20 protein-coding genes are annotated in these 21,229 nt (G+C 49.2%); 10 read left to right on the top strand and 10 right to left on the bottom strand.

Going from position 1 to position 21,229, the window contains the following annotated elements; genetic code table 11:
- Positions 1–630: 630 nt before the first annotated feature.
- The gene (locus C6Y40_RS22850) at positions 631–1,842 is read left to right on the top strand and encodes an IS256 family transposase (RefSeq protein WP_105936728.1); all 1,212 of its coding nucleotides are present in this window, start codon (positions 631–633) and stop codon (positions 1,840–1,842) included.
- A 135-nt stretch (positions 1,843–1,977) separates the two neighbouring features.
- Here C6Y40_RS22850 and C6Y40_RS22845 read toward each other — a convergent pair whose 3' ends face one another.
- The 4 genes from C6Y40_RS22845 to zapD all read right to left on the bottom strand — a co-directional run bounded on the left by C6Y40_RS22845 (position 1,978) and on the right by zapD (position 5,345).
- On the bottom strand, positions 1,978–3,282 hold the full coding sequence (locus C6Y40_RS22845; RefSeq protein ID WP_105936695.1) for a methyl-accepting chemotaxis protein: 1,305 nt from the start codon (positions 3,280–3,282) through the stop codon (positions 1,978–1,980).
- A 204-nt stretch (positions 3,283–3,486) separates the two neighbouring features.
- A complete protein-coding gene (locus tag C6Y40_RS22840; protein ID WP_105936694.1) occupies positions 3,487–4,350 on the bottom strand; it encodes an aspartoacylase in 864 nt (287 codons plus the stop codon).
- A 12-nt stretch (positions 4,351–4,362) separates the two neighbouring features.
- Positions 4,363–4,587 (bottom strand): DNA gyrase inhibitor YacG, encoded by a 225-nt coding sequence (gene yacG / locus C6Y40_RS22835; RefSeq protein WP_105936693.1) that lies wholly within the window; start codon positions 4,585–4,587, stop codon positions 4,363–4,365.
- 2 nt (positions 4,588–4,589) lie between these two features.
- Positions 4,590–5,345, bottom strand: coding sequence for a cell division protein ZapD (zapD, locus tag C6Y40_RS22830; protein WP_105936692.1), 756 nt, complete (start codon positions 5,343–5,345; stop codon positions 4,590–4,592).
- A gap of 275 nt (positions 5,346–5,620) precedes the next feature.
- Here zapD and C6Y40_RS22825 point away from each other — a divergent pair, with 275 nt between their 5' ends.
- From C6Y40_RS22825 to C6Y40_RS22815, 3 genes are read left to right on the top strand one after another with little or no spacing between them, the layout of a single operon-like run.
- The gene (locus C6Y40_RS22825) at positions 5,621–5,926 is read left to right on the top strand and encodes a DUF883 domain-containing protein (protein ID WP_105936691.1); all 306 of its coding nucleotides are present in this window, start codon (positions 5,621–5,623) and stop codon (positions 5,924–5,926) included.
- A gap of 13 nt (positions 5,927–5,939) precedes the next feature.
- Entirely contained in the window at positions 5,940–6,446 is a 507-nt protein-coding gene (locus tag C6Y40_RS22820; RefSeq protein ID WP_105936690.1) for a hypothetical protein, read from the top strand.
- A 1-nt stretch (position 6,447) separates the two neighbouring features.
- Positions 6,448–6,714, top strand: coding sequence for a hypothetical protein (locus tag C6Y40_RS22815; protein WP_105936689.1), 267 nt, complete (start codon positions 6,448–6,450; stop codon positions 6,712–6,714).
- A 24-nt stretch (positions 6,715–6,738) separates the two neighbouring features.
- On the opposite strand, the gene coaE is transcribed toward C6Y40_RS22815, so the two are convergent.
- The 6 genes from coaE to C6Y40_RS22785 form a co-directional block, all read right to left on the bottom strand.
- Positions 6,739–7,359: a dephospho-CoA kinase gene (coaE, locus tag C6Y40_RS22810; RefSeq protein WP_105936688.1), complete on the bottom strand. Its 621-nt coding sequence runs from the start codon at positions 7,357–7,359 to the stop codon at positions 6,739–6,741.
- A 1-nt stretch (position 7,360) separates the two neighbouring features.
- Positions 7,361–8,239: a prepilin peptidase gene (locus C6Y40_RS22805; RefSeq protein ID WP_105936687.1), complete on the bottom strand. Its 879-nt coding sequence runs from the start codon at positions 8,237–8,239 to the stop codon at positions 7,361–7,363.
- A 55-nt stretch (positions 8,240–8,294) separates the two neighbouring features.
- Positions 8,295–9,512 carry a type II secretion system F family protein gene (locus C6Y40_RS22800; protein WP_105936727.1) on the bottom strand — a complete coding sequence of 406 codons (1,218 nt, stop codon included), beginning with the start codon at positions 9,510–9,512 and terminating at the stop codon, positions 8,295–8,297.
- Between the two features lie 67 nt (positions 9,513–9,579).
- Complete coding sequence (locus C6Y40_RS22795; protein ID WP_105936726.1) at positions 9,580–9,996, bottom strand: pilin; 417 nt, start codon at positions 9,994–9,996, stop codon at positions 9,580–9,582.
- 231 nt (positions 9,997–10,227) lie between these two features.
- Positions 10,228–11,088, bottom strand: a complete 861-nt coding sequence (gene nadC / locus C6Y40_RS22790; RefSeq protein ID WP_240622063.1) for a carboxylating nicotinate-nucleotide diphosphorylase — start codon at positions 11,086–11,088, stop codon at positions 10,228–10,230.
- Positions 11,089–11,102: 14 nt separating this feature from the next.
- The gene (locus C6Y40_RS22785; RefSeq protein ID WP_170308563.1) at positions 11,103–11,621 is read right to left on the bottom strand and encodes a retropepsin-like aspartic protease family protein; all 519 of its coding nucleotides are present in this window, start codon (positions 11,619–11,621) and stop codon (positions 11,103–11,105) included.
- Between the two features lie 75 nt (positions 11,622–11,696).
- Between C6Y40_RS22785 and ampD the strand changes: the two genes are divergently transcribed.
- From ampD to lpdA, 6 genes are all read left to right on the top strand, one after another.
- Entirely contained in the window at positions 11,697–12,251 is a 555-nt protein-coding gene (gene ampD, locus C6Y40_RS22780) for a 1,6-anhydro-N-acetylmuramyl-L-alanine amidase AmpD (protein ID WP_105936724.1), read from the top strand.
- A gap of 7 nt (positions 12,252–12,258) precedes the next feature.
- On the top strand, positions 12,259–13,119 hold the full coding sequence (ampE, locus tag C6Y40_RS22775) for a beta-lactamase regulator AmpE (RefSeq protein ID WP_105936685.1): 861 nt from the start codon (positions 12,259–12,261) through the stop codon (positions 13,117–13,119).
- A 507-nt stretch (positions 13,120–13,626) separates the two neighbouring features.
- Positions 13,627–14,379: a GntR family transcriptional regulator gene (locus C6Y40_RS22770; protein WP_105936684.1), complete on the top strand. Its 753-nt coding sequence runs from the start codon at positions 13,627–13,629 to the stop codon at positions 14,377–14,379.
- Positions 14,380–14,557: 178 nt separating this feature from the next.
- Entirely contained in the window at positions 14,558–17,230 is a 2,673-nt protein-coding gene (gene aceE / locus C6Y40_RS22765; RefSeq protein WP_105936683.1) for a pyruvate dehydrogenase (acetyl-transferring), homodimeric type, read from the top strand.
- A 20-nt stretch (positions 17,231–17,250) separates the two neighbouring features.
- On the top strand, positions 17,251–19,248 hold the full coding sequence (gene aceF, locus C6Y40_RS22760) for a pyruvate dehydrogenase complex dihydrolipoyllysine-residue acetyltransferase (RefSeq protein WP_105936682.1): 1,998 nt from the start codon (positions 17,251–17,253) through the stop codon (positions 19,246–19,248).
- A gap of 133 nt (positions 19,249–19,381) precedes the next feature.
- A complete protein-coding gene (gene lpdA, locus C6Y40_RS22755; protein WP_105936681.1) occupies positions 19,382–20,800 on the top strand; it encodes a dihydrolipoyl dehydrogenase in 1,419 nt (472 codons plus the stop codon).
- Positions 20,801–21,229 lie beyond the last annotated feature (429 nt).

Raw genomic sequence — 21,229 nt, 5'->3', positions numbered from 1 at the left:
GGCCGGGATGACAGATATATTTGGGCCGGGATGACCGAATTAAAAAAGTCATCCCCGCGTGCTTTTGAGCGGGGATCTCATGAAAAGGCCATTTGAGCTGAGTCAGACTGTTTGGGAGATCCCGGCTCGTGGGCCGGGATGACAGATATATTTGGGCCGGGATGACAGATATATTTGGGCCGGGATGACCGAATTAAGAAAGTCATCCCCGCGTGCTTTTGAGCGGGGATCTCATGAAAAGCCTATTTGGGCTGGGGCAGACTGTTTGGGAGGTCCCGGCTCGTGGGCCGGGATGACAGATATATTTGGGCCGGGATGACAGATATATTTGGGCCGGGATGACAGATATATTTGGGCCGGGATGACAGATATATTTGGATCGGGATGACCGAATTAAAAAAGTCATCCCCGCATGCTTTTGAGCGGGGATCTCATGAAAAGGTTATTTGAGCTGGGGCAGACTGTTTGGGAGGTCCCGGCTCGTTGGCCGGGATGACAGATATATTTGGGACGGGGGCTTTGATATTTGGAGCGGAATGACGTTGCCAACAAATTTGGAGACTGTAACTAATTTTGTGTAACTGCCTATCTCAATTTACTCTATAGAGAGTTAAGGATAGGCAAATGAAGATGAATAAGAAAGAGCTTGAAGCTTTCGCAAAAGAAGCGGCCAAAGGCATTAAAACTCCTGAGGACTTAAACGAATTTAGTCAGATGTTGAAGAAGATCACCGTTGAAGCTGCATTGAACGCAGAAATGGATGAGCATCTTGGCTACGAAAGAAATCAAAAGTCTACGTCATCAAACAGTCGCAACGGTAAGAGCAGTAAACGCGTAAAAACCGAAGATGGTGAGTTTGAACTCGATACACCTCGCGACCGTGAAGGCTCCTTCGAGCCTAAGCTCGTTAAAAAACACCAATCCCGTTTCACCTCCATGGACGATAAAATCCTCTGGCTTTATGCGCAAGGCATGAGTACCCGTGAAATCGTCAATGCGTTCGATGAATGGTATGGTGCAGAGATATCGCCAACACTGGTTTCTCGCGTCACTAATGCGGTTATTGAGCAAGTAGTTGAGTGGCAGTCGCGCCCGTTAGATGCGATTTACCCGATTGTTTACCTCGACTGTATCGTAGTGAAAATACGCCAGGATAAGCGCATCATCAATAAGTCTATCTTCCTGGCCTTGGGCATTAACACCGAAGGTCACAAAGAACTGATGGGCATGTGGATTGCCGAGAATGAAGGTGCTAAGTTTTGGCTAAACGTTCTAACCGAACTTCAGCAGCGCGGCGTAGAAGACATTCTTATCGCCTGTGTGGACGGTCTCAGAGGCTTTCCTGATGCAATTAATGCTGTGTTCCCACAAACGCATATTCAACTCTGTATAGTCCACATGGTGCGTAACTCACTTAAATACGTGTCATGGAAAGACTACAAAGCTGTCACAGCAGATTTAAAGCGCGTGTACCGCTCAGCAACAGAAGATGAAGCTCTGCTTGAACTAGAACGGTTTGCTGAAACATGGGACGGCCAGTATCCACAAATCGCTAAATCTTGGCGGACGCACTGGCATAATCTCAACACCTTGTTCAATTACCCTGAGGACATCCGCAGGGCAATTTACACCACCAACGCCATTGAATCTCTGAACAGCGTTATCCGTAAAGCAATCAAGAAACGGAAAATCTTCCCCAGCGATGATTCAGCAAGAAAAATGGTGTACTTAGCAATAAAAGACGCCAGTAAGAAATGGTCGATGCCGATTCAAAACTGGCGTCAGGCGATGAGTCGTTTTATTATCGAGTTCGAGGAACGCCTCGAAAAACATATTAACTAATGGCAGTTACACAGAATCTGTTACAGGCTCCAAATTTGTCATCTCGGAAGTTTCGCAGAAACTATCCGGGATCTCCCTGGGGTTCTATTGATGTGTAGACTGCATGACAGTAACTTAATGTGTAATGACGAGCGGTTATTTAAGCAGCGACGAAACTGACACCGAGACATTTACCGCGCCCTTATGGATTTCGTCCATTACCCCCTGCACCTGAGTGATCTGTTCGTTGGTTTGATCCACATTGAGATGAACGTTTTTCATCTGTTCTGATGCATTGCCCGACAGCTGTTTATTTTCACTGACCACCGATTCAATCTCCACTGTGGATTCACTGGTGCGGCTGGCGAGTTGGCGTACCTCGTCGGCTACAACAGCGAAACCGCGTCCCTGATCGCCGGCCCGGGCGGCTTCTATTGCGGCATTCAGGGCGAGTAAGTTGGTTTGTTCGGCAATCGAGCGGATAGTGGAAACAATGGCACCAATACTTGTTGATTGTTCGATAAGTTTAGCCATCAGATCGTTGGCTGTATTCACCTGACTGCGGGCAGAGTCGGATGCTACCACTGACTTTTTGAGCATAACGTTGCCCTGTTCGGCTATTTGGGCGGTTTCTTCTGCTGTCGAGAAAGCCAGCTCTGCTGCTTTGGTGATTAAAATCTTTTCTTCTACCTGAGCGGTCACGTCGGTAGCGAATTTAATCACCTTTATTACGTTGCCATCCGGCCCCAATATGGGGTTGTAAGTCGCTTCCAGCCAGATTGGGTTGCCTTGTGCAGTGCGCCGCTCGAACAAGCCGGTCTGGTGCTCACCGCTACCCAGCCGTTTCCAGAAGTCTTTATGGGTCTCCAGAAATTCCTGAGTACAGAACATGGCGTGATGCTTACCTTTGATCTGATCCAGAGAATAACCCATGGCGTTAAGAAAGTTGCGGTTGGCTTTACGAACTTCGCCGGTTGGAGTGAATTCAATAACGGCGGTTGATTTATCCAGTGAGTCATTAACTGCCTTAAGCGACATGACCTCTTCCATTCTGTCGGTTACGTCACAGGCAATTTTAAGGATTGAGCTTACCCGGTTGTTTGCATCAACAATTGGAATGTAAGTAGCCTCAAGCCAGATCGGATCGCCATTCGCTTTAAGGCGCTCAAACGTACCGGTTTGCGGGATCCCATCCCGGAGCTCTTGCCAGAATTTGGTGTAATCCTGACTTTTTGCGTAGCTGGATGAGCAAAACATTCGGTGATGCTGGCCCTGAATCTGGTTTAATGAATAGCCTACGGCGTTACAGAACAGATCGTTGGCGTCGATGATCTCTCCGTTTGGCGTAAATTGAATAGTGGCTACAGAGTTCCTAATTGAGCGGATCAGGTACTGCGCGGTATCGGCCAGCGCTTTTATCTTACCGAGTTCTGCCTTATGGCGGGTAAGTGAAATAATCATCAGTCAGCCTCGTTACGAAGTTATCAGGTGATGCACTTCTGCTTTTGGCCGTGGAAGTACATTAGCAAAGCCTGTCATGTCTGAACGGGGGGCATTCAGCCATCTTTTGTTGATACTGCTTTAAGTATAGACTGAATTCGGAAATGTATAATAAATGTTAAATCAGGTCAGCGAGTAGAAGGCTGACCTGATTTTCGCAGAAGATTAAAGCTGCGCCTTAGTGGCGGTAGCGAAAGCAACGTGTAGTTTGTGGTAGGCCGCTTCATTAATAAAATGGGGGTAAATGGTTTCGCCCTGCCAGGTTTGTGGTTGTCCATCAAAAGACAAAAACACTGGTTCTCCGGCGCTTACCGGAGCAAAGTCGTTATCTTGTAACGCAGGGTGGATCATGGCCAGTCGCTCACCGTCTTCGCTGAGCGGAAAGGTAATGTTCTCTATAAAACGAAACACATCGCAGGGCGGGAGTTCCGGTACCGAATCGCTGTTATAGGCCTTCACAAAGTCGAGAATTGCCAGGGCCATCCGCTCTGTCAGGTCGTATACATCTGCGCGCAACACGCCCTGAGGCTGTGCGCCTACTTCAATCATGATTCCGCGCTTACCAATGCTACACAGATAAGCATGTTCTGCCGGCGGCTTTTCATCTTCTACCAGAATGTTGGCTTCTGGCATCTGTTGTTTTACATAGCGGGCCAGCTGGGTATGAAACTCATCGGCTTGCAGAATGATTAAGGTGGCTCCCATGGCGCTGGTGGTATTGTGGATGTCGATGAGCAGGTCGATGTCAGACTCGCCTTTCGGCCCCCACTGCTGATTAAGCGCATGGGCTAATCTGGCTTCCTGACACTGCGGCTGGCGGGCTAACAGGGCCGGGGTAAACTGGCGGTTAAGGTCTTCTTCGACAAAGCGCACATTGGCATCGATAGCTGCCATATTCGATAAATAACAGTCGATGCTCAGCCCTTTATAGGCTGACGGCACGCCGAATTGCTGCCAGTTTCTAACCAGTTGAATGCCACTGGTTTCGTTACCGTGGGTACCGCCCACAATAGTGATGTTTGCGATCATTGGGGTTGGTCTCTAATGCTTAAAAAAGTCGCTGTGTTGTTCACTCAGCATGGCTTCAATATCTTCGGGATCCAGGTTATTGATATCTGATTCCTGGGCCGGACTGGAGATGACCTTCTCTTCACCAGCCCACTCACCTAAATCAATCAACTGGCATTTCTTGCTGCAAAACGGGCGGTATTCACTGCTGGGTGACCATTCCACGTCTTGCTGACAGGTTGGGCATTTTACTTTCACAATTAACACGCTGCTAAATCAAATTGAACCGGTTTTTCGACCGCGCCGGAGCGGCCTTCTGGTGGGGTATAGTACATAAAGCGAATAGCATAACGATACTTATTTCCACTCAGTACAGGATAATATTCTTCGTTGGTCTGACAACGGATCCGAATCAACTCGTTACGATCGTCTGCCACGCCCTGATAAAAGCCATTGGCTGCCTCAGTTGCAGTGAAAGCGGTACGCTCGCGCAAAAATGACAAGGCGATGCTGATAGCTTCTTCGGTGAGTGCGAAGCACATGATCCACTGTTTGATGTCTTCCTGACGCTCGGCAATGGGGCGGTGGCACCAATAGTGTAAATTGGGTAAATCAAAACTGCAGGTACCGCCCGGGATCGCAAAGCGCTGACGAATGCTGGCCAGAAACTTGTCGTCACGCAGCACAGCGCTGATCTTCTTACTGACCTTGAGCTGGTCGCGTACGTTAATGATGGTTTTCAGGGTTTGTTGCAGGGCTTCGTTGTCGATGTTGGGTAGTTGCGACCAATGCACCAGATTTTTCTCGTGGCCATCAAGGTCTTTTATGATATCGGTACGAATGTCGATACGCTCAAACAAGTCCAGTAAGGTAAACAGCTGTTCAAAGAAATACAGCGATAAGCCGTTATCAAGGCCCGCAGCACCCAGCTTCAGTTGTCCCATTAACTGTTCGATACGCAGATAGTTACGAACTTTTTCTTTCAGCGGGAATTCGTAGACTGTTGTATTTGACATTCGGTTCCTCGTCAATTATTCGCACTAGCGTACCAGCCCAGCCTGTAATTTACCAATGCATTCGCCAGCCACGGCGGTTATCTGGTCTTACAAACAGGAAGGAATTACATGACCGCTGCGCAGAATTTACTTACAAAGTTGAAAGTATAGCGGGTGTGATTTTAATAATATCTAAAAATCATGAGCTTAGCTTGATTTTTTAACCTGGAACAGCAGTTGCAACAGTCACATTGCAAAAGTCTCATTGAAGTACAATTTAATTTAAGGAGAGAATAATGGCTACATCAAAATCTACCGCCAATGGTGCAGATACTTCAGGTCACCCTATGACAGATAAACTGCAATCCACACTGCATGATTCGCTGGATACGATCGCAGAAAAAGCGGCAACTGCTGAACAAAGCTTACGTGAGTCAGCTTCAGAGTCAGCGGATAATCTGGCTGCTCGTCGTCGCCTGATGAAGCAGAAATGGTTAGGTTCTTCAGTGCGCAATTATGCCGTGGAAAACCCTGTAGCGGCAGCGGGTATTACTTTTGCTGCTGGTATGCTGGTGGCCTCTTTGCTGAAAAAAAGCAAATAATCAGAGGTGATGGATGAATCAGTCATCTGTTAACGAACCAGCAACGCCCCGTCCGGACAGTAACGTGCCCGACGGGGCGTCGCCACATCAGGAGCAACCTGCTGAGCAGGTACCGCAGCCAGATGTTACCCTGGATGAGGTGATTGCCGCGGTGTCAGATCTTATCGAGGCCAAGAAACTCCAGTTCAGTGCGCAATGGGATCTGGTGGGAGCCGAGGCAAAACTGCTAAGGCAGTCTGTGCTGGTTACCGCACTTGCCACTCTGGCAACGTTTGCCTTTGGTTGTGTTTGCTGGTTAATTCTCAATGCAGCTTCGGCAGTGTTACTTGCAAAAGCCGGAATACACGCCGCTGCAGTAGCAGGTATCCTGTTGTTGGTTAATGGTCTGTTGATGTATGTGGCCTGGCGTGTGGCGAAGGACGCGTTTAAACACATTTCTATCAACCCACTTGTCGCAGCCGTTAAAGGTGAGCCTGAAGAGGGCAGTGACAAAGCACAGCAAAGTAAACAGGAGAGTTAATATGGCCAATCTGTTTTTAAAACGTGCAATCGCGGAACGCGAGCAACGCGTTCACGAATACAAAGAAATTAAATTACTGGGCAAATATTGTCAGGAAGATGCCATTGCTGCCTCCAAGCAACTGTTGGCAACGCCACTGGGGCTATTCGGAAGCTTTTCGGCCGGTGCATTTAAAGGCTGGCACGATGACGATCCGCACAAGGCTCACCGACGCCGTAAAGCGGTTTGGCGCTTTGCCAGAATGTGGATGCAACAGGCTATGCTATAGCACTTAGGTTCATGCCTGAGTGTATTAACGGGTAAAGACGCGCGCCATACCAAGGTATTGCTCATGTAACTGCTTAACCTGAGCCATGGTGTACTGCTTATCCCGACTGTTATCTATCACATCGTCGGCCTCGGCCAGGCGGTTTTGCCGTGAAACCTGCGCCGCCATAATGCCTTTTATTGCAGCTTCGCTGCTGCCATCACGTGCGAGCGCGCGCTCCAACTGAACAGACTCCGGACAATCCACAACCGCGATACGATCGACCATTTTTTGCATACCGTTTTCAATCAGAAGTGGTACTGCCAACACGCCGTATTCAGACCGGATGTTACTGATAGCGTCGGCCATCGCCTCACGAATACGCGGATGTAAACACGCATTCAGCCATTGCTTTTGTTCTTCATTAGTAAACACTAACTCACGTAAAGCGGCCCTGTTTAAGTCACCTTGTGAGGTTAATATAGCGTCGCCGAAGTGAGCAGTAATGGCAGCAAGACCGGGTGAACCTGGCGCCACAACATCCCGTGCTACTATGTCTGCATCGACCACCTCAATGCCTGAATTGGCAAAGGTATCAGTTACCAGCGTTTTACCCGAGCCGATACCACCGGTAACACCAACCAGAAAAGGACGTTTATCACTCATTCTAGTAACCCAGAGCCCAGCTCAGGTAAGCGGTTTTGATGGGTTCCTGATACAACAGGGTAAGCCAGCCGGCAATGGCCAGGTAGGGACCAAAAGGAATAGCCAATTCTTTGCCTTGCTTTTGCCGGATCATGATGATGATCCCGAAGAGTGCGCCAACAAAAGAAGACAATAAAATAATAATCAGCAAGCCCTGCCAGCCGGTAAATGCGCCCAGTGCAGCGAGTAATTTAAAATCGCCGTAACCCATGCCTTCCTTACCGGTAAGCAGTTTAAACGCCCAGTAAATACTCCATAAACTCAGGTAGCCAATGGCCGCGCCCAGTATAGCCTCGGTGGGGGACACAAAAATGTGATTGATACTGGCTAACAAACCTATCCACAGCAAAGGCAGGGTGAGTTGGTCGGGCAGGATCATTTTATCCAGGTCGATAAAGGTCATAGCCACCAGTAACCAGGTTAATACGATGGCGATTAAAGCCTGAGAGGAAGGACCGTAATGAAGTGCAGCCCACAGCGAGAGGATGCCGGTCAGTAATTCTACCGCCGGATAACGAAATGAGATGCCGGTTTTGCACTGACTGCATTGACCACCTAAAAACAAATAGCTGAGTACGGGAATATTTTCCCAGGCGCGAATGCGGTGGCCACATTTAGGGCAGGTGCTGTCGGGTTTGATTAAATCGAAGCGTTCGGTCTCGGGGGCCGGATCGTCGGGGTTGAAATAGCTTTGATATTCCCGCTGCCAGTCGCGTTCCATCATGATGGGCAGGCGGTAGATAACCACGTTTAAAAAGCTGCCAACCATCAGGCTGATAATACCCGCCAGGGCATAAAAGAACCACGGGGAGTGTAAACTAAGCTCAATGACGGATTGCATACAGGGCGTAACCTATTCTCAGAAAATGCAATTAAGAATAACAGCTTAGCTAACGTTAAACTACCATACCCATTTGGAAAATTGGCAGGTACATGGCAACAATCAGACCGCCGATGACAACCCCGAGTACGGCCATAATCATGGGCTCCAGCAAGCTGGTTAAACCGTCGACCATGTCATCCACTTCACCTTCGTAGATGGTGGCGATTTTGCTGAGCATTTCATCAACCGCGCCAGACTCTTCACCAATGGCAATCATTTGCGTCACCATATCCGGGAAAACGTTAGTACTGCGCATAGCGGCGTTCATCTGAATACCGCCGGCGACTTCTTTACGGATAAATAAAATAGCGTCGCGGTATACCGCGTTACCCGATGCTCCTGCGGCTGATTCCAAAGCGCCTATTAAAGGCACACCCGCTGCAAAGGTGGTGGCAAGCGTTCTGGTAAAACGGGCAATAGCGGCTTTACGCAAAATTTCGCCGATAACGGGCAGTTTTAAAAGCCTGGCATCAATACTGTCACGCAAATCCTTTGACCTGGCGTAGTATTGTTTAAACAGATAACCGCCAATACCCATCCCGGCAAGAATAAATACACCGTAATTCTGCACGAATTTAGAGATAGCCAGTACCAATAGGGTGAAGGCCGGGAGCTCTGCGCCAAAACTGGAGAAGATTTCCTCAAACTGTGGCACCACAAAAATCAACAGTACGGCGGTTACAATAAAGGCAACGACCAATACCGCGATAGGGTAAAACATGGCCTTTTTAATTTTGGATTTAAGCGCTTCGGCTTTTTCTTTATAGGTGGCGATACGGTCGTAGATAGTTTCCAGCGCACCTGAGTGTTCGCCGGTCTCAACCAGATCGCAATATAAGTCGTCAAAATATTTTGGATGCTTGCGCAGTGCATTCGACAGCGGCGTACCGGCTTTTACGTCGTCACCAATCTGATTGAGCACTTTGCGCATCGAGGCTTTAGCATGCCCCTTTGCCAGCATATCAATGGTTTGGATTAAGGTTACGCCTGCGGCCAGCATGGTGGCCATCTGGCGTGAAATTACACAGATATCGGCTGGGGTAATTTTGTCGCCACCGCGACCAAATAATGGCTTGGATAACTTACGAACTTTGGTTGCCGAGATACCCCGGCGCCTTAACAGGTTTTTTGCTTCCTGAATTGATTTAGCACTGGTTTCACCCTTTACCGTTTGCCCTTTTGAGTTCTTTCCCTGCCAGGTATAGGTTGTTAACGCTTGTTCTTTTGCCATTACCATTTCTCATTGTTCAGAAAGCAAAAAGCCCAGCGATGACTGGGCTTGTAGCGGTGTTAACTTATTAACACAAAGCGGTGTCAGAGCATGACTCAACCCAGGTAACTACGCCGTTCGCATAAGAACCGGTCAGAGTGTAAGTTTCACTGTTCAGACCACCTGTAGTACCAGCAGTAGCAACTAATTTACCAGTACTGTTATCCCAGGTAACAGAAGCTACCAGAGGGCTTGGTGTGGTTACGTCGTCTGGAACACCGTTAGTGTTTTTGGCACAGTTGGTTAAGCCGCCTTCAGTTTGTGCACATACTTCAATCGCTGTTTTGTGCGCTTGCGTTGCCAGAGTTACTTCTGAGAAACGCGCTTTTTTGGTGTAGTTTTGGTAAGCAGGTAATGCTACCGCTGCCAGAATACCGATGATGGCTACAACGATCATCAGTTCGATTAAGGTAAAGCCTTTGTTGTTCAGTTTGATATTTTTCATGGTCACATTCTCCGGGTCGCAAAACAATAAAATGTCAGCATTTAATAAAGTTAAGGTTGATACCTGAGGCGTCGTCACTTACGTCCCCGGTACTTGATTCTCAGTATAGAACCATCTAAGCATCTGACAAGTATTAGGAATTATACTCTAGTGTTGGATACTGCTACCTATTTGTACAATCCGGCATACGTAAAGATACCTAAGCCAGGGAATTCAGACGGTTAGCTGTTATTACAAATTTATGCGTAATGACAAATCAACGGCCTTGACATGCTTGGTAAGCGCTCCTGAAGAGATGTAATCCACACCCAGTAAGGCCAGAGAAGATAATCTTTCAGAAGTAATATTACCCGACACCTCCAGTTTACAACGTTTTTGCGTCAGGCTAACTGCGCGTTGGATCTGTTCGTTGGTAAAATTGTCCAGCATCACTATATCCGCACCGGCATCAATGGCCTGTTGCAATTCCTCAATATTCTCCACTTCCACTTCTACCGGTTTACCGGGCGCCTGTGTTTTGGCTGTGCTGATAGCCTGGGCAATACCGCCACAGGCCATAATATGGTTTTCCTTTATAAGGAAGGCATCGAATAAGCCAATGCGATGGTTTTTACCGCCGCCACAGGCCACAGCGTACTTTTGTGCCAGCCGTAAACCGGGGATGGTTTTACGGGTATCAAGAATACGGGTGTCCGATCCAGCCAGCAGACTGGCATAAAAAGCGGTTTCTGTGGCCGTACCCGAGAGCAGTTGCAAAAAGTTTAGGGCCGTGCGCTCGGCCGTTAACAGTGCTCTGGCTGGCCCTTTTAACGAAACCAGTACAGAGTCTGCTGGTATTTTATCGCCATCTGCTACCTGCCAGCTTTGTTCGATACTGCTATCCACCAGGCTGAATGCCAGCTGGGCCCAGGCCACACCGCACACCACACAATCTTCGCGGGTGATAATAGTGGCGGTAGCCTGATGCGCGGCAGGGATCAGATTGGCCGTGATATCGGCATTGGCTTCAGGCGTGCCGCCGAGATCTTCGGCCAGCGCCTGGGTAACTTGTTGCTGAATGCTTTGTTGAGATGGCAATGATTGTTGACTCACAGTAATACTTCTTTTTATAGGGTACGGAGAATAAGGGTTTCCCCTCGTTGGGTGAATTCTAACTGTTTTAGGGCGCTCATACCCAGTAAAATCTGCTCGCCTTGCATGCCTGGGTTGATATTCGCCGCGACATTTTGCAGTGTAATACCGCCCAGCGTTAAGGTGGCGATTTCGGTAAGTGTAATTTTAACCCGGCCGTTTGCTGTGGAAGCCATACCGCTTCGGCCCCGGGGCAGGTTAAACTCATCGGCTAGATGGGCAGGAATAGAAACGCTGGTAGCGCCGGTGTCAACCAGAAAGACCGCTGGCTTACCATTAATGCTACCACTGACAACATAATGGCCCTGACGATTTTGTTCCAACCGAATCTCTATTTGCTCGCCTCGCATTATACTCACCGGCTGCTGATTGGGATTTGCCTGTTGCTCAAGCAAATCACCAAATACCAGGGTCAGCAGGCCAAATAAACAGGCCCAGGCAAGAATAAGCATCCACTTGGCGGCTTTACTGGTGTCATTGCTCTGTTGGGTCATACCTTGCCTTTAGATTGTCAACCGGCGACTTCGCTGTCACACTATTCTAATGAATTACTTAAAAAATTCACTAATATGAGTGTTTCTTATCAATATAAAGACGCAGTGATAAAGGCATCGCCTTTTTTTGATGAGCGGCCAGACGAGAGCGCAGTGAGCGTATTGGTGATCCACAATATCTCGTTGCCGCCGGGCCAGTTTGGCACCAAAGGCATTGAGCAACTGTTTACCGGCACGCTGGACCCTGATGAGCATCCCTTTTATGCCGAAATCGCCCATTTGCGGGTATCGGCCCACTGCGTGATCCGCCGTGATGGCACGGTGGAGCAATATGTGCCGTTTAATAAAAGAGCCTGGCATGCGGGGGTGTCCAGTTTCCAGGGGCGGCAAAAATGTAATGACTTCGCTATTGGGATTGAACTCGAAGGCACGGACGAGCAGCCGTATACCGAAGCCCAGTATCAGTCGCTGGAAGCAGTGAGTGCACAGATAATTTCGTTGTATCCGGCTATAACACTGGGCAGAATAGTGGGGCATAACGATATTGCACCCGGGCGTAAAACCGATCCGGGCGTGGCATTTAACTGGGCTGGCTATCGCCAGTCGTTAAGTCAATATATGAAAGGATGAAACCACCATGGTGTTAATCATTTTGCTGTTAGTGTTGTCGCTGGAAAGAGCGCTCCGTAAACAGCCGGTATGGCATGTTGAACAGCATCTGGGCCAATACCTGCAATGGACACAGGAGCAAAACTGGATAGCCAAACAAAGCGTGTCTATTCAGCTGGTACTGCAAATAGCACTGCCGGTACTGGTAACCTTTTTAGTGTGTCAGTGGTTATTTGGTGGTTTTATCAGCTTTGTATTACAAAGCGTTATATTGTTTCTGTGTCTTGGCAGTGAGCCCCTGCGCAATACCTATCGCTCATTTTTACAGGCAGCCGAACGCGGTGACCTGGAAGCCTGCCATTTATATACCCGGGAGCTGGGCCACTGTACGTCGCTGGAAGTCGCCGATGAACCTTCCCAACAAGGGAAAAGTTTTGGCCAGCATCTGCTGTGGTTAAACTATCAACACTATGCGGCTGTGATTATCTTTTTTACTGTGTTTGGCGCAGCCGGAGCAATTGCCTATGTGACCAGCAGGGAATGTTTCCGCCTGTGGTGTGAAAGTGACGATGAACGTAAAAAAGGGATGGCCACCTGGATGCATATTCTGGATTGGCTGCCGGTTCGAATTACCGCATTCGGGCTGCTATTGGTTGGCCACTTTTCCCGCGCATTGCCGATATGGCTGAGTTACCTGACACATCCTTCTGTTGCTGGCGAGAAGGTGTTAACTGAAGTCGCAGCTAAAGCCGAAGATGTCGACTTTACCGAATCACAACAGGCGGATCCTGCCTGTGAACCGAAGGCGCTGGTAACGCTGGCGAAGCGCAATATGATGCTGCTGTTGTCGGTTATTGCGGTACTGACCTTACTTGGGCTAGTCGACTAACAACACTTATCGCATTAAAACAAGGGCTGCGCTGGCAGCCCTTTTCTTTATCTATTCCTTTATAAATCTGATCGTTAACCGCAATCGGGCGGTACAAATAGCCATTGTTGATGGTTTTTTTAACAATACGTGCGATTTTTCAGCATTACGGGTCAGAAGTAAGGTGAATTGATTGGCTTTTTATCGTAGTTTTTAGGCGATTGGTAATAAAATGCTGCACTGCAAAACAATGGCTTACCATTTTGTAAATTATCCAATCTGTAATTAAATTACCGAAAAATGCGGGGTTTTGGGGCTGGTTAAACCAGTTTGGCCCGTGAAATTTTATGAATAATTTCAAAAGTTAAGTAGTTTGTTACAGAAACTTTATAAAACTTGGTCTATGTTTACTATTTACCTCCGTGATATTCTGCTCTACACTAATTAGATAGGTAAAATGGTAATACCAATTTTATTGTGAACGCATTCTCGTTTACATAGCAATGTTTCGGAGTCAGATCTCTTCCTATGCAAACCGGCCGCAAAAAGCTTGCAGACGTTATCACCGAGCAACTCGAGTCTATGATCCTCGACGGTTCGTTATTGGCCGGTCAGCGCTTACCTCCGGAACGTGAACTGGCGGAACAGTTTCAGGTCTCACGGCCATCGTTACGTGAAGCCATTGGTAATTTGCAGGCACGCGGGCTGGTAGAGCGTAAGCAGGGAGGCGGCACTTTTGTTAGTCGTCAGCTTAATTCTGCTATGACCGATCCGCTAATGGCCCTTATCAGTGGCCGGCCTGAAACCCAGTTTGATTTACTTGAATTCAGGCATGCCCTTGAGGGGATGTCGGCTTATTACGCTGCGTTGCGTGGCCAGCCTGAAGATTACGCGGCACTGCGTGAAGCACTGGAACAAATGCCCACGCCCAAACGCACTGAATGCAAACGCGAACAGGCAGAATGCCTGGGGCGCTTTTACGTCATTATGGCGCGCGCCTCGCACAACATGGTGTTACTCCATGTGATGAGCACCATGCAAACCATGCTGGTAGACAATATCGAACGCAACTTTGAAATGCTGGCCTTGCATGCCAGTGACGAAGCGGTTGATAACATTGCCCAGCAACGTAAAGAGATTGTTGAAGCCATTGCAAGCCGGGATCCGGAAGCGGCCCGTCAGGCCTGTAATGCGCACCTTGCCTACATCGAGAAAACGTTGTTGGCAATTAATCAGCGAGACAGTCGTGTGCAACGAGCGTTGCGCCGGTTGGAAATTTAAGAACACATGACGGCTTCAGCAGTATAACGAGGCAGTCAGGTAAGTATTACAAAGCGACGTGGTGCGGCAGTATCGTTGCCATGTCAGACAATTTGTTAGGTATTTCATCCGCCATATGTGCCAACCAGCCATATAGAGTGTGGATGTATTTCTATATCAGTAACTATAGGATGGCACCATGAGTGATATGATGCACCAAGATGTTGACCCGCAGGAAACCCAGGAATGGCTGGAATCGTTAGAATCGGTTCTGGAGGAAGAAGGGGTAGAACGCGCGCACTTTTTGTTAGAGTCTCTTATTGAGAAAGCCCGCCGCAACGGTGCGCACTTGCCGTACGACGCTACCACTGCTTATATCAATACAATCCCGCCGGGGCAGGAACCCACCATGCCAGGCGACCAGACGATTGAAGGTAGCATTCGTAATGCACTGCGTTGGAACGCGTTGATGATGGTATTACGGGCGTCTAAAAAAGACCTTGAATTAGGTGGTCACATCTCAAGCTTTGCCTCTTCTGCCATGCTTTATGATGTAGGTTTTAACCACTTCTTTAAAGCGCCGAACGACAAAGACGGCGGCGACTTTATTATGTACCAGGGCCACGTCGCGCCGGGTATCTATTCACGAGCTTATATCGAAGGTCGCTTAACTGAAGAGCAGTTAGACGGTTTCCGTCAGGAAGTAGACGGCAAAGGTCTGTCTTCTTACCCGCACCCTAAATTAATGCCTGAGTTCTGGCAGTTCCCTACGGTATCTATGGGCCTTGGCCCAATGCAGGCGATTTATCAGGCCCGTTTCCTGAAATACCTGACTAACCGTGGTTTAAAGGACTGTTCTGATCAGCGCGTATGGTGCTTCTTAGGTGACGGTGAAATTGATGAGCCGGAGAGCTTGGGTGCCATCGGTCTGGCATCTCGTGAAGGCCTCGACAACCTGACTTTCGTGGTTAACTGTAACCTGCAGCGCCTGGATGGCCCGGTACGTGGTAACGGCAAAATTATCCAGGAACTGGAAGGCACCTTCCGTGGCGCAGGCTGGGAAGTGATCAAGGTTATCTGGGGTCGCTACTGGGATCCACTGTTAGCCCGTGACACTACCGGTAAACTACTGCAGTTAATGAACGAAACCGTAGACGGTGAATACCAGAACTTCAAAGCGAAGGGCGGTGCGTACACCCGTGAAAACTTCTTCGGCAAATATCCAGAGCTGAAAGAAATGGTGTCGAACATGTCTGACGAAGACATCTGGCGCTTAAATCGTGGTGGTCACGATCCGGTTAAGGTTTACGCTGCGTACGACCGCGCCGTAAACACCAAAGGCCGCCCACAGGTCATTCTGGCTAAAACCGTTAAAGGTTACGGCATGGGTGCAGCCGGTGAAGGTAAAAACATTGCTCACCAGGTGAAGAAAATGGACATGGAAGCGGTTAAACACTATCGCGACCGTTTCAATATTCCGGTATCTGACGAAGCGCTGGAAACATTGCCGTACTACAAGTTTGACGAAGACAGCACAGAGATGAAGTATCTGCGCGAGCGCCGTGAAGCCCTTAAAGGTTACATGCCGCGTCGTCTGGCTAAGTCTACCGAAGAACTTCCAGCGCCAGCACTGAAAGCCTTTGAGGCGGTAACGAAAGGCTCTGGTGACCGTGAAATCTCAACCACCATGGCGTTTGTGCGGGTGCTGACCGCATTGCTTAAAGACAAGCAAATCGGTAAGCGCATTGTGCCAATTATCCCGGATGAAGCCCGTACCTTTGGTATGGAAGGCTTATTCCGTCAGGTAGGTATTTACTCTAGCCAGGGTCAGAAATACGAGCCGCAGGATTCTGATCAGGTCGCTTACTACCGTGAAGACCAAAAAGGTCAGGTGCTGCAGGAAGGTATTAACGAGCTGGGTGCCATGGCGTCATGGTTATCAGCCGGTACTTCATACAGCACTAACGATCTGCCAATGGTGCCGTTCTACATTTACTACTCGATGTTTGGTTTCCAGCGTGTGGGTGATTTAGCCTGGGCCGCTGGTGATAGCCAGACCCGTGGTTTCTTAGTAGGCGGTACGGCTGGTCGTACAACGCTTAATGGTGAAGGTCTGCAGCACCAGGATGGCCACAGCCATACCCAGGCGGCGCTTATTCCTAACTGTGTAAGCTACGATCCAACCTACGGCTATGAAGTGGCTGTGATTGTTCAGGATGGTCTGCGCAGAATGCTCGAAGAGCAGGAAGATGTGTTCTATTACCTCACCGTAATGAACGAAAACTACAAGCAGCCAGCTATGCCTAAGGGCGTTGAAGAAGGCATTATCAAAGGTATCTATAAGTTAGAGACCATTGGCCGTAGCAACGCGAAGAAGAAAGTAAAACTGCTGGGTTCTGGTACCATTTTAGAGCAGGTTCGTACCGCGGCTAACAAGCTGCATGACGACTACGGCGTAGCGGTTGAAGTGTACTCAGTACCTTCTTTCAACGAGCTTGCCCGTGACGGTCAGGAATGTGATCGTTTCAACATGTTCCATCCGGACAGCGATGCCAAAGTGCCATATATCACTGAAGTCCTTAACGAAGGCTTTGACGGCCCGACTATTACCGCTACCGATTACATTAAGAACTACGGTGAGCAGGTACGTGCTTATGTACCAGGCGCTTATCGTGTACTGGGTACTGACGGCTTTGGTCGTTCAGACAGCCGCGCGAACTTACGTCGCCACTTTGAGGTGGATGCGGAGTACGTGACTTTTGCAGCCCTTTATGAGCTGTATAAGCAAGGCGAACTGGATGGCAAAACACTCAATAGAGCCATGCAGGATCTGGGTATTGACCCGGACAAAATTAACCCGCTGTTCGCATAAGCTCAGGGAGACTGCAAACGATGTCAGACATTAAAGACGTATTAGTACCGGATTTAGGTGAAGATGAAGTTGAAGTCATTGAACTGTGCGTATCGCCAGGCGATTCGGTTGCCGCCGAAGACGCCCTGGTAACAGTTGAAAGTGACAAAGCCAGCATGGACGTACCAGCACCTTTTGCCGGTACGCTCAAAGAGCTGTGCGTAAAAGTGGGTGATAAAATCAGCCACAACGACTTACTGGCCAAGCTGGAAGTTGCTGGCGGCGATGCCGCAGAAGCTCCGGCTCAGGAAGAAAAAACGGAAGAAGCCCCAGCTGCTAAAGAAGAATCTGCGCCAGCAGCCGAACAAAAGCCAGCTGCCGAGCAAAGCAGTGGCGGTAGCGAAACTATTGAAGTTACCGTACCGGATATTGGTGACTCTGCTGACGTAGACGTTATCGAAATTCTGGTCAGCGCAGGCGACACCGTAGAAGCCGAAGATGGCCTGATCACCCTTGAAACCGACAAGGCAACCATGGATGTACCAAGCCCACAGGCTGGTAAAGTGGTTGAGGTGAAGGTAAAAGAGGGCGATAAGGTAAGCGAAGGTTCTCTGGTATTATTGCTTGAGGTTGCCGGTTCTGGCAGCTCAGACAGTGCCCCGGCTGAAAAAGCGGAATCTGCGCCTGCTACCGAATCTGCACCTGAAGCGGCTGCTGAAGAGCCGGCAGGTGAAGAAGAAATTGAAGTCACCGTACCAGACATTGGCGATGCATCAGACGTTGATGTTATCGAAATCCTGGTAGCCGAAGGCGATACCGTAGCGGTTGAAGACGGTCTTATCACTCTTGAGACCGATAAAGCTACTATGGATGTACCGTCGCCGAAAGAAGGTGTGGTTACCAAGTTACTGGTTAAATCCGGTGACAAAGTGTCGAAAGGCGACAAGGTATGTATGCTGAAAGTGGCAGGTAGCGCCAAACCAGCGCCTGCTAAGTCAGAAAGTGCTGCGTCTGCGCCTAAAGCGGATAGCGCACCAGCTGCCAGCAAGCCTGCAGAACCGAAAAAAGCCCCTGTGCCGCATCATCCTTCGGCCGGTACCAAGCCAAAAACAGGTAAAGTGCACGCCTCACCATCGGTGCGTCGTCTTGCCCGTGAGTTTGGTGTGGATTTATCAGAAGTACCAGGCAGTGGTCCTAAGAACCGTATTCTTAAAGAAGACGTTCAGGCCTATGTGAAAGAAGAGCTGTCTCGTCCGCGTACCACAGCACCAGCTGCTGGTGGTAACGGTGGTGGCCTGCAGGTACTGGCACAGCCAAAAGTTGATTTCAGCAAGTTTGGTGAAATTGAAGAGAAACCGCTGACCCGTATCCAGAAGATTTCCGGCCCGAACCTGCACCGTAACTGGGTAACTATCCCACACGTAACGCAGTTTGAAGAAGCGGATATCACCGATCTGGAAGCGTTTCGTAAAGAGCAGAATGCCATTGCTGAAAAACGTAAGCTGGGCGTAAAAATTACCCCGCTGGTGTTTATGATGAAAGCGGCGGCCGATGCACTGCGTGCTTACCCGATCTTCAACACCTCACTGGGTGAGTCAGGTGACACCCTGATCCAGAAGAAGTATATCCACATCGGTATTGCCGTGGATACTCCGGGAGGCCTGGTAGTGCCGGTAGTGCGTGATGTTGATAAGAAAGGCATTTACGAGCTATCCGAAGAGCTGATGGAAATCAGTAAGAAAGCCCGTGACGGTAAGCTTAAAGCTGCCGACATGCAGGGCAGCTGCTTCACCATCTCAAGCTTAGGTGGTATTGGTGGTACCGCGTTTACGCCAATTGTAAACGCACCGGATGTCGCTATCCTTGGGGTATCGAAATCTGACATCAAACCGAAGTGGAATGGTAAAGAGTTTGAACCTCGCCTGACCGTACCTTTATCGTTGTCATACGACCATCGTGTTATTGACGGCGCGGTCGCAGCAAGGTTTGCTGTACACTTGAAGTCAGTACTGGAAGATTTACGCCAGTTAATTCTGTAAATCATTGTTCGCCCTGCTTCGTGCAGGGCGAATCGTAATCTGAATTAGAGAGTTTACCTTTACTGCTGTGACGCAGCTAGTTACAATTCAGACACTTACATTCGTATAGAAACAGGACAGATTTGAGGTCACGATGAGCGAAATTAAAACGCAGTTAGTGGTACTAGGCGCCGGCCCCGGCGGCTATTCAGCAGCCTTCCGCGCAGCTGATATGGGGATTGAAACAGTTCTGGTTGATGCCAGAGAAACCCTTGGTGGTGTATGCTTGAACGTAGGATGTATTCCTTCCAAAGCCCTGCTGCACGTTGCTAAAGTGATGAAAGAAGCCAAGCACCTGGCCAGCCACGGTGTATCATTCGGCGAACCTGAAATCGACCTGGATAAAATCCGCGCCTATAAAGACGGCGTGGTAGGCCAGCTGACTAAAGGTCTGGCGGGCATGTCTAAAATGCGTAAAGTTAAGCACGTTCAGGGCTACGGTAAATTTACCGGTGCTAACACCCTGGAAGTGGAAGGCAAAGACGGCAAAACCACGATTTCTTTCGAAAACGCCATTATTGCTGCGGGTTCTGAGCCGGTATCTCTGCCGTTCATTCCTGAAGATGACCGCGTAATCGACTCTACCGGCGCGCTGGAAATGAAAGACATTCCGGAAAAAATGCTTGTACTGGGTGGTGGTATCATCGGTCTGGAAATGGGCACAGTGTACGAAGCGCTGGGTTCAAACATTGACGTGGTCGAATTCCTTGACCAGTTAATCCCGGCCGCAGACAAAGACATTATGAAGGTCTTCATGAAGACCTACAAAGAAAAATTCAACATCATGCTGGAAACTAAGGTGACCGGCGTTGAAGCCAAAGACGATGGTCTGTACGTAAGCTTTGAAGGTAAAAACGCACCGGCTGAGCCAGTGCGTTACGACAAAGTACTGGTAGCGGTTGGCCGTAAGCCAAACGGTGGCCTGGTTGCTGCTGATAAAGCAGGCGTTAAAGTTGACGAGCGCGGCTTCATCTCTGTTGATAAGCAAATGAAAACCAACGTTGGCCACATCTACGCAATTGGTGACCTGGTGGGTCAGCCAATGCTGGCGCATAAAGCGGTTCATGAGGGCCATGTGGCTGCCGAGAACATCGCTGGTAAGAAGCACTTCTTCGACCCACGGTGCATTCCTTCAGTAGCTTACACTGAGCCAGAAGTGGCTTGGGTTGGTTTAACCGAGAAAGAAGCGAAAGAGCAGGGCGTAAGCTACGAAACAGCCACCTTCCCATGGGCTGCTTCGGGTCGTGCAATTGCCTCTGATGCGACCGACGGTATGACTAAGATGATTTTCGATAAAGACTCTGGCCGTGTAATCGGTGGTGCCATGATTGGTACTAACGCCGGTGAGATGCTGGGCGAAATCGGCTTAGCCATCGAAATGGGCGCTGATGCCGAAGACGTAGCGCTGACTATTCACGCTCACCCAACGCTCAACGAGTCAATCGGTCTGGCGTCTGAAATCTTCGAAGGCAGCATCACTGACCTGCCGAATCCTAAAGCTAAAAAACGCTAAAGCGTTTTTTAGTCCCGGAATCGCCAACGGCGATATCCGGGACCTCCTGCTAAAGCGTTTCTTCGTCCCGGTTTCGCTCAGCGAAGACCGGGACCTCCTGCTAAAGCGTTTTTTAGTCCCGGAATTGCCAAAGGCGATATCCGGGTTAAAAATACCGTCATCCCGACCACCGAGCCGGGATTGCCCTCAGGGATCTCCTAAAAAGGTTGTCTCACTGTAGACAACCTTTTTTGTTGTGCGCCGGGCATGGCGCGTGGTGTTTCGACACCGTTTAACTCACTGTGGTGGTGAGTTGATGACTTGGAGGTGAAAGTCCTCTGCACACCCGGCAAGGGGAAGTGTTAGCCGAACGGCAAGGGTGTTCACCGCGAGGTGAAATCTGAAGGAAGCCGAAGGCAAAATGCTGGCCTGACGAACAGGAAGCGGTTT

Source organism: Marisediminitalea alba (assembly GCF_002993365.1).
GTDB lineage: Bacteria > Pseudomonadota > Gammaproteobacteria > Enterobacterales > Alteromonadaceae > Alteromonas > Alteromonas alba.
Note: the sequence above shows the minus strand (reverse complement) of the source record. Positions and strands in the feature narration are given on the sequence as shown.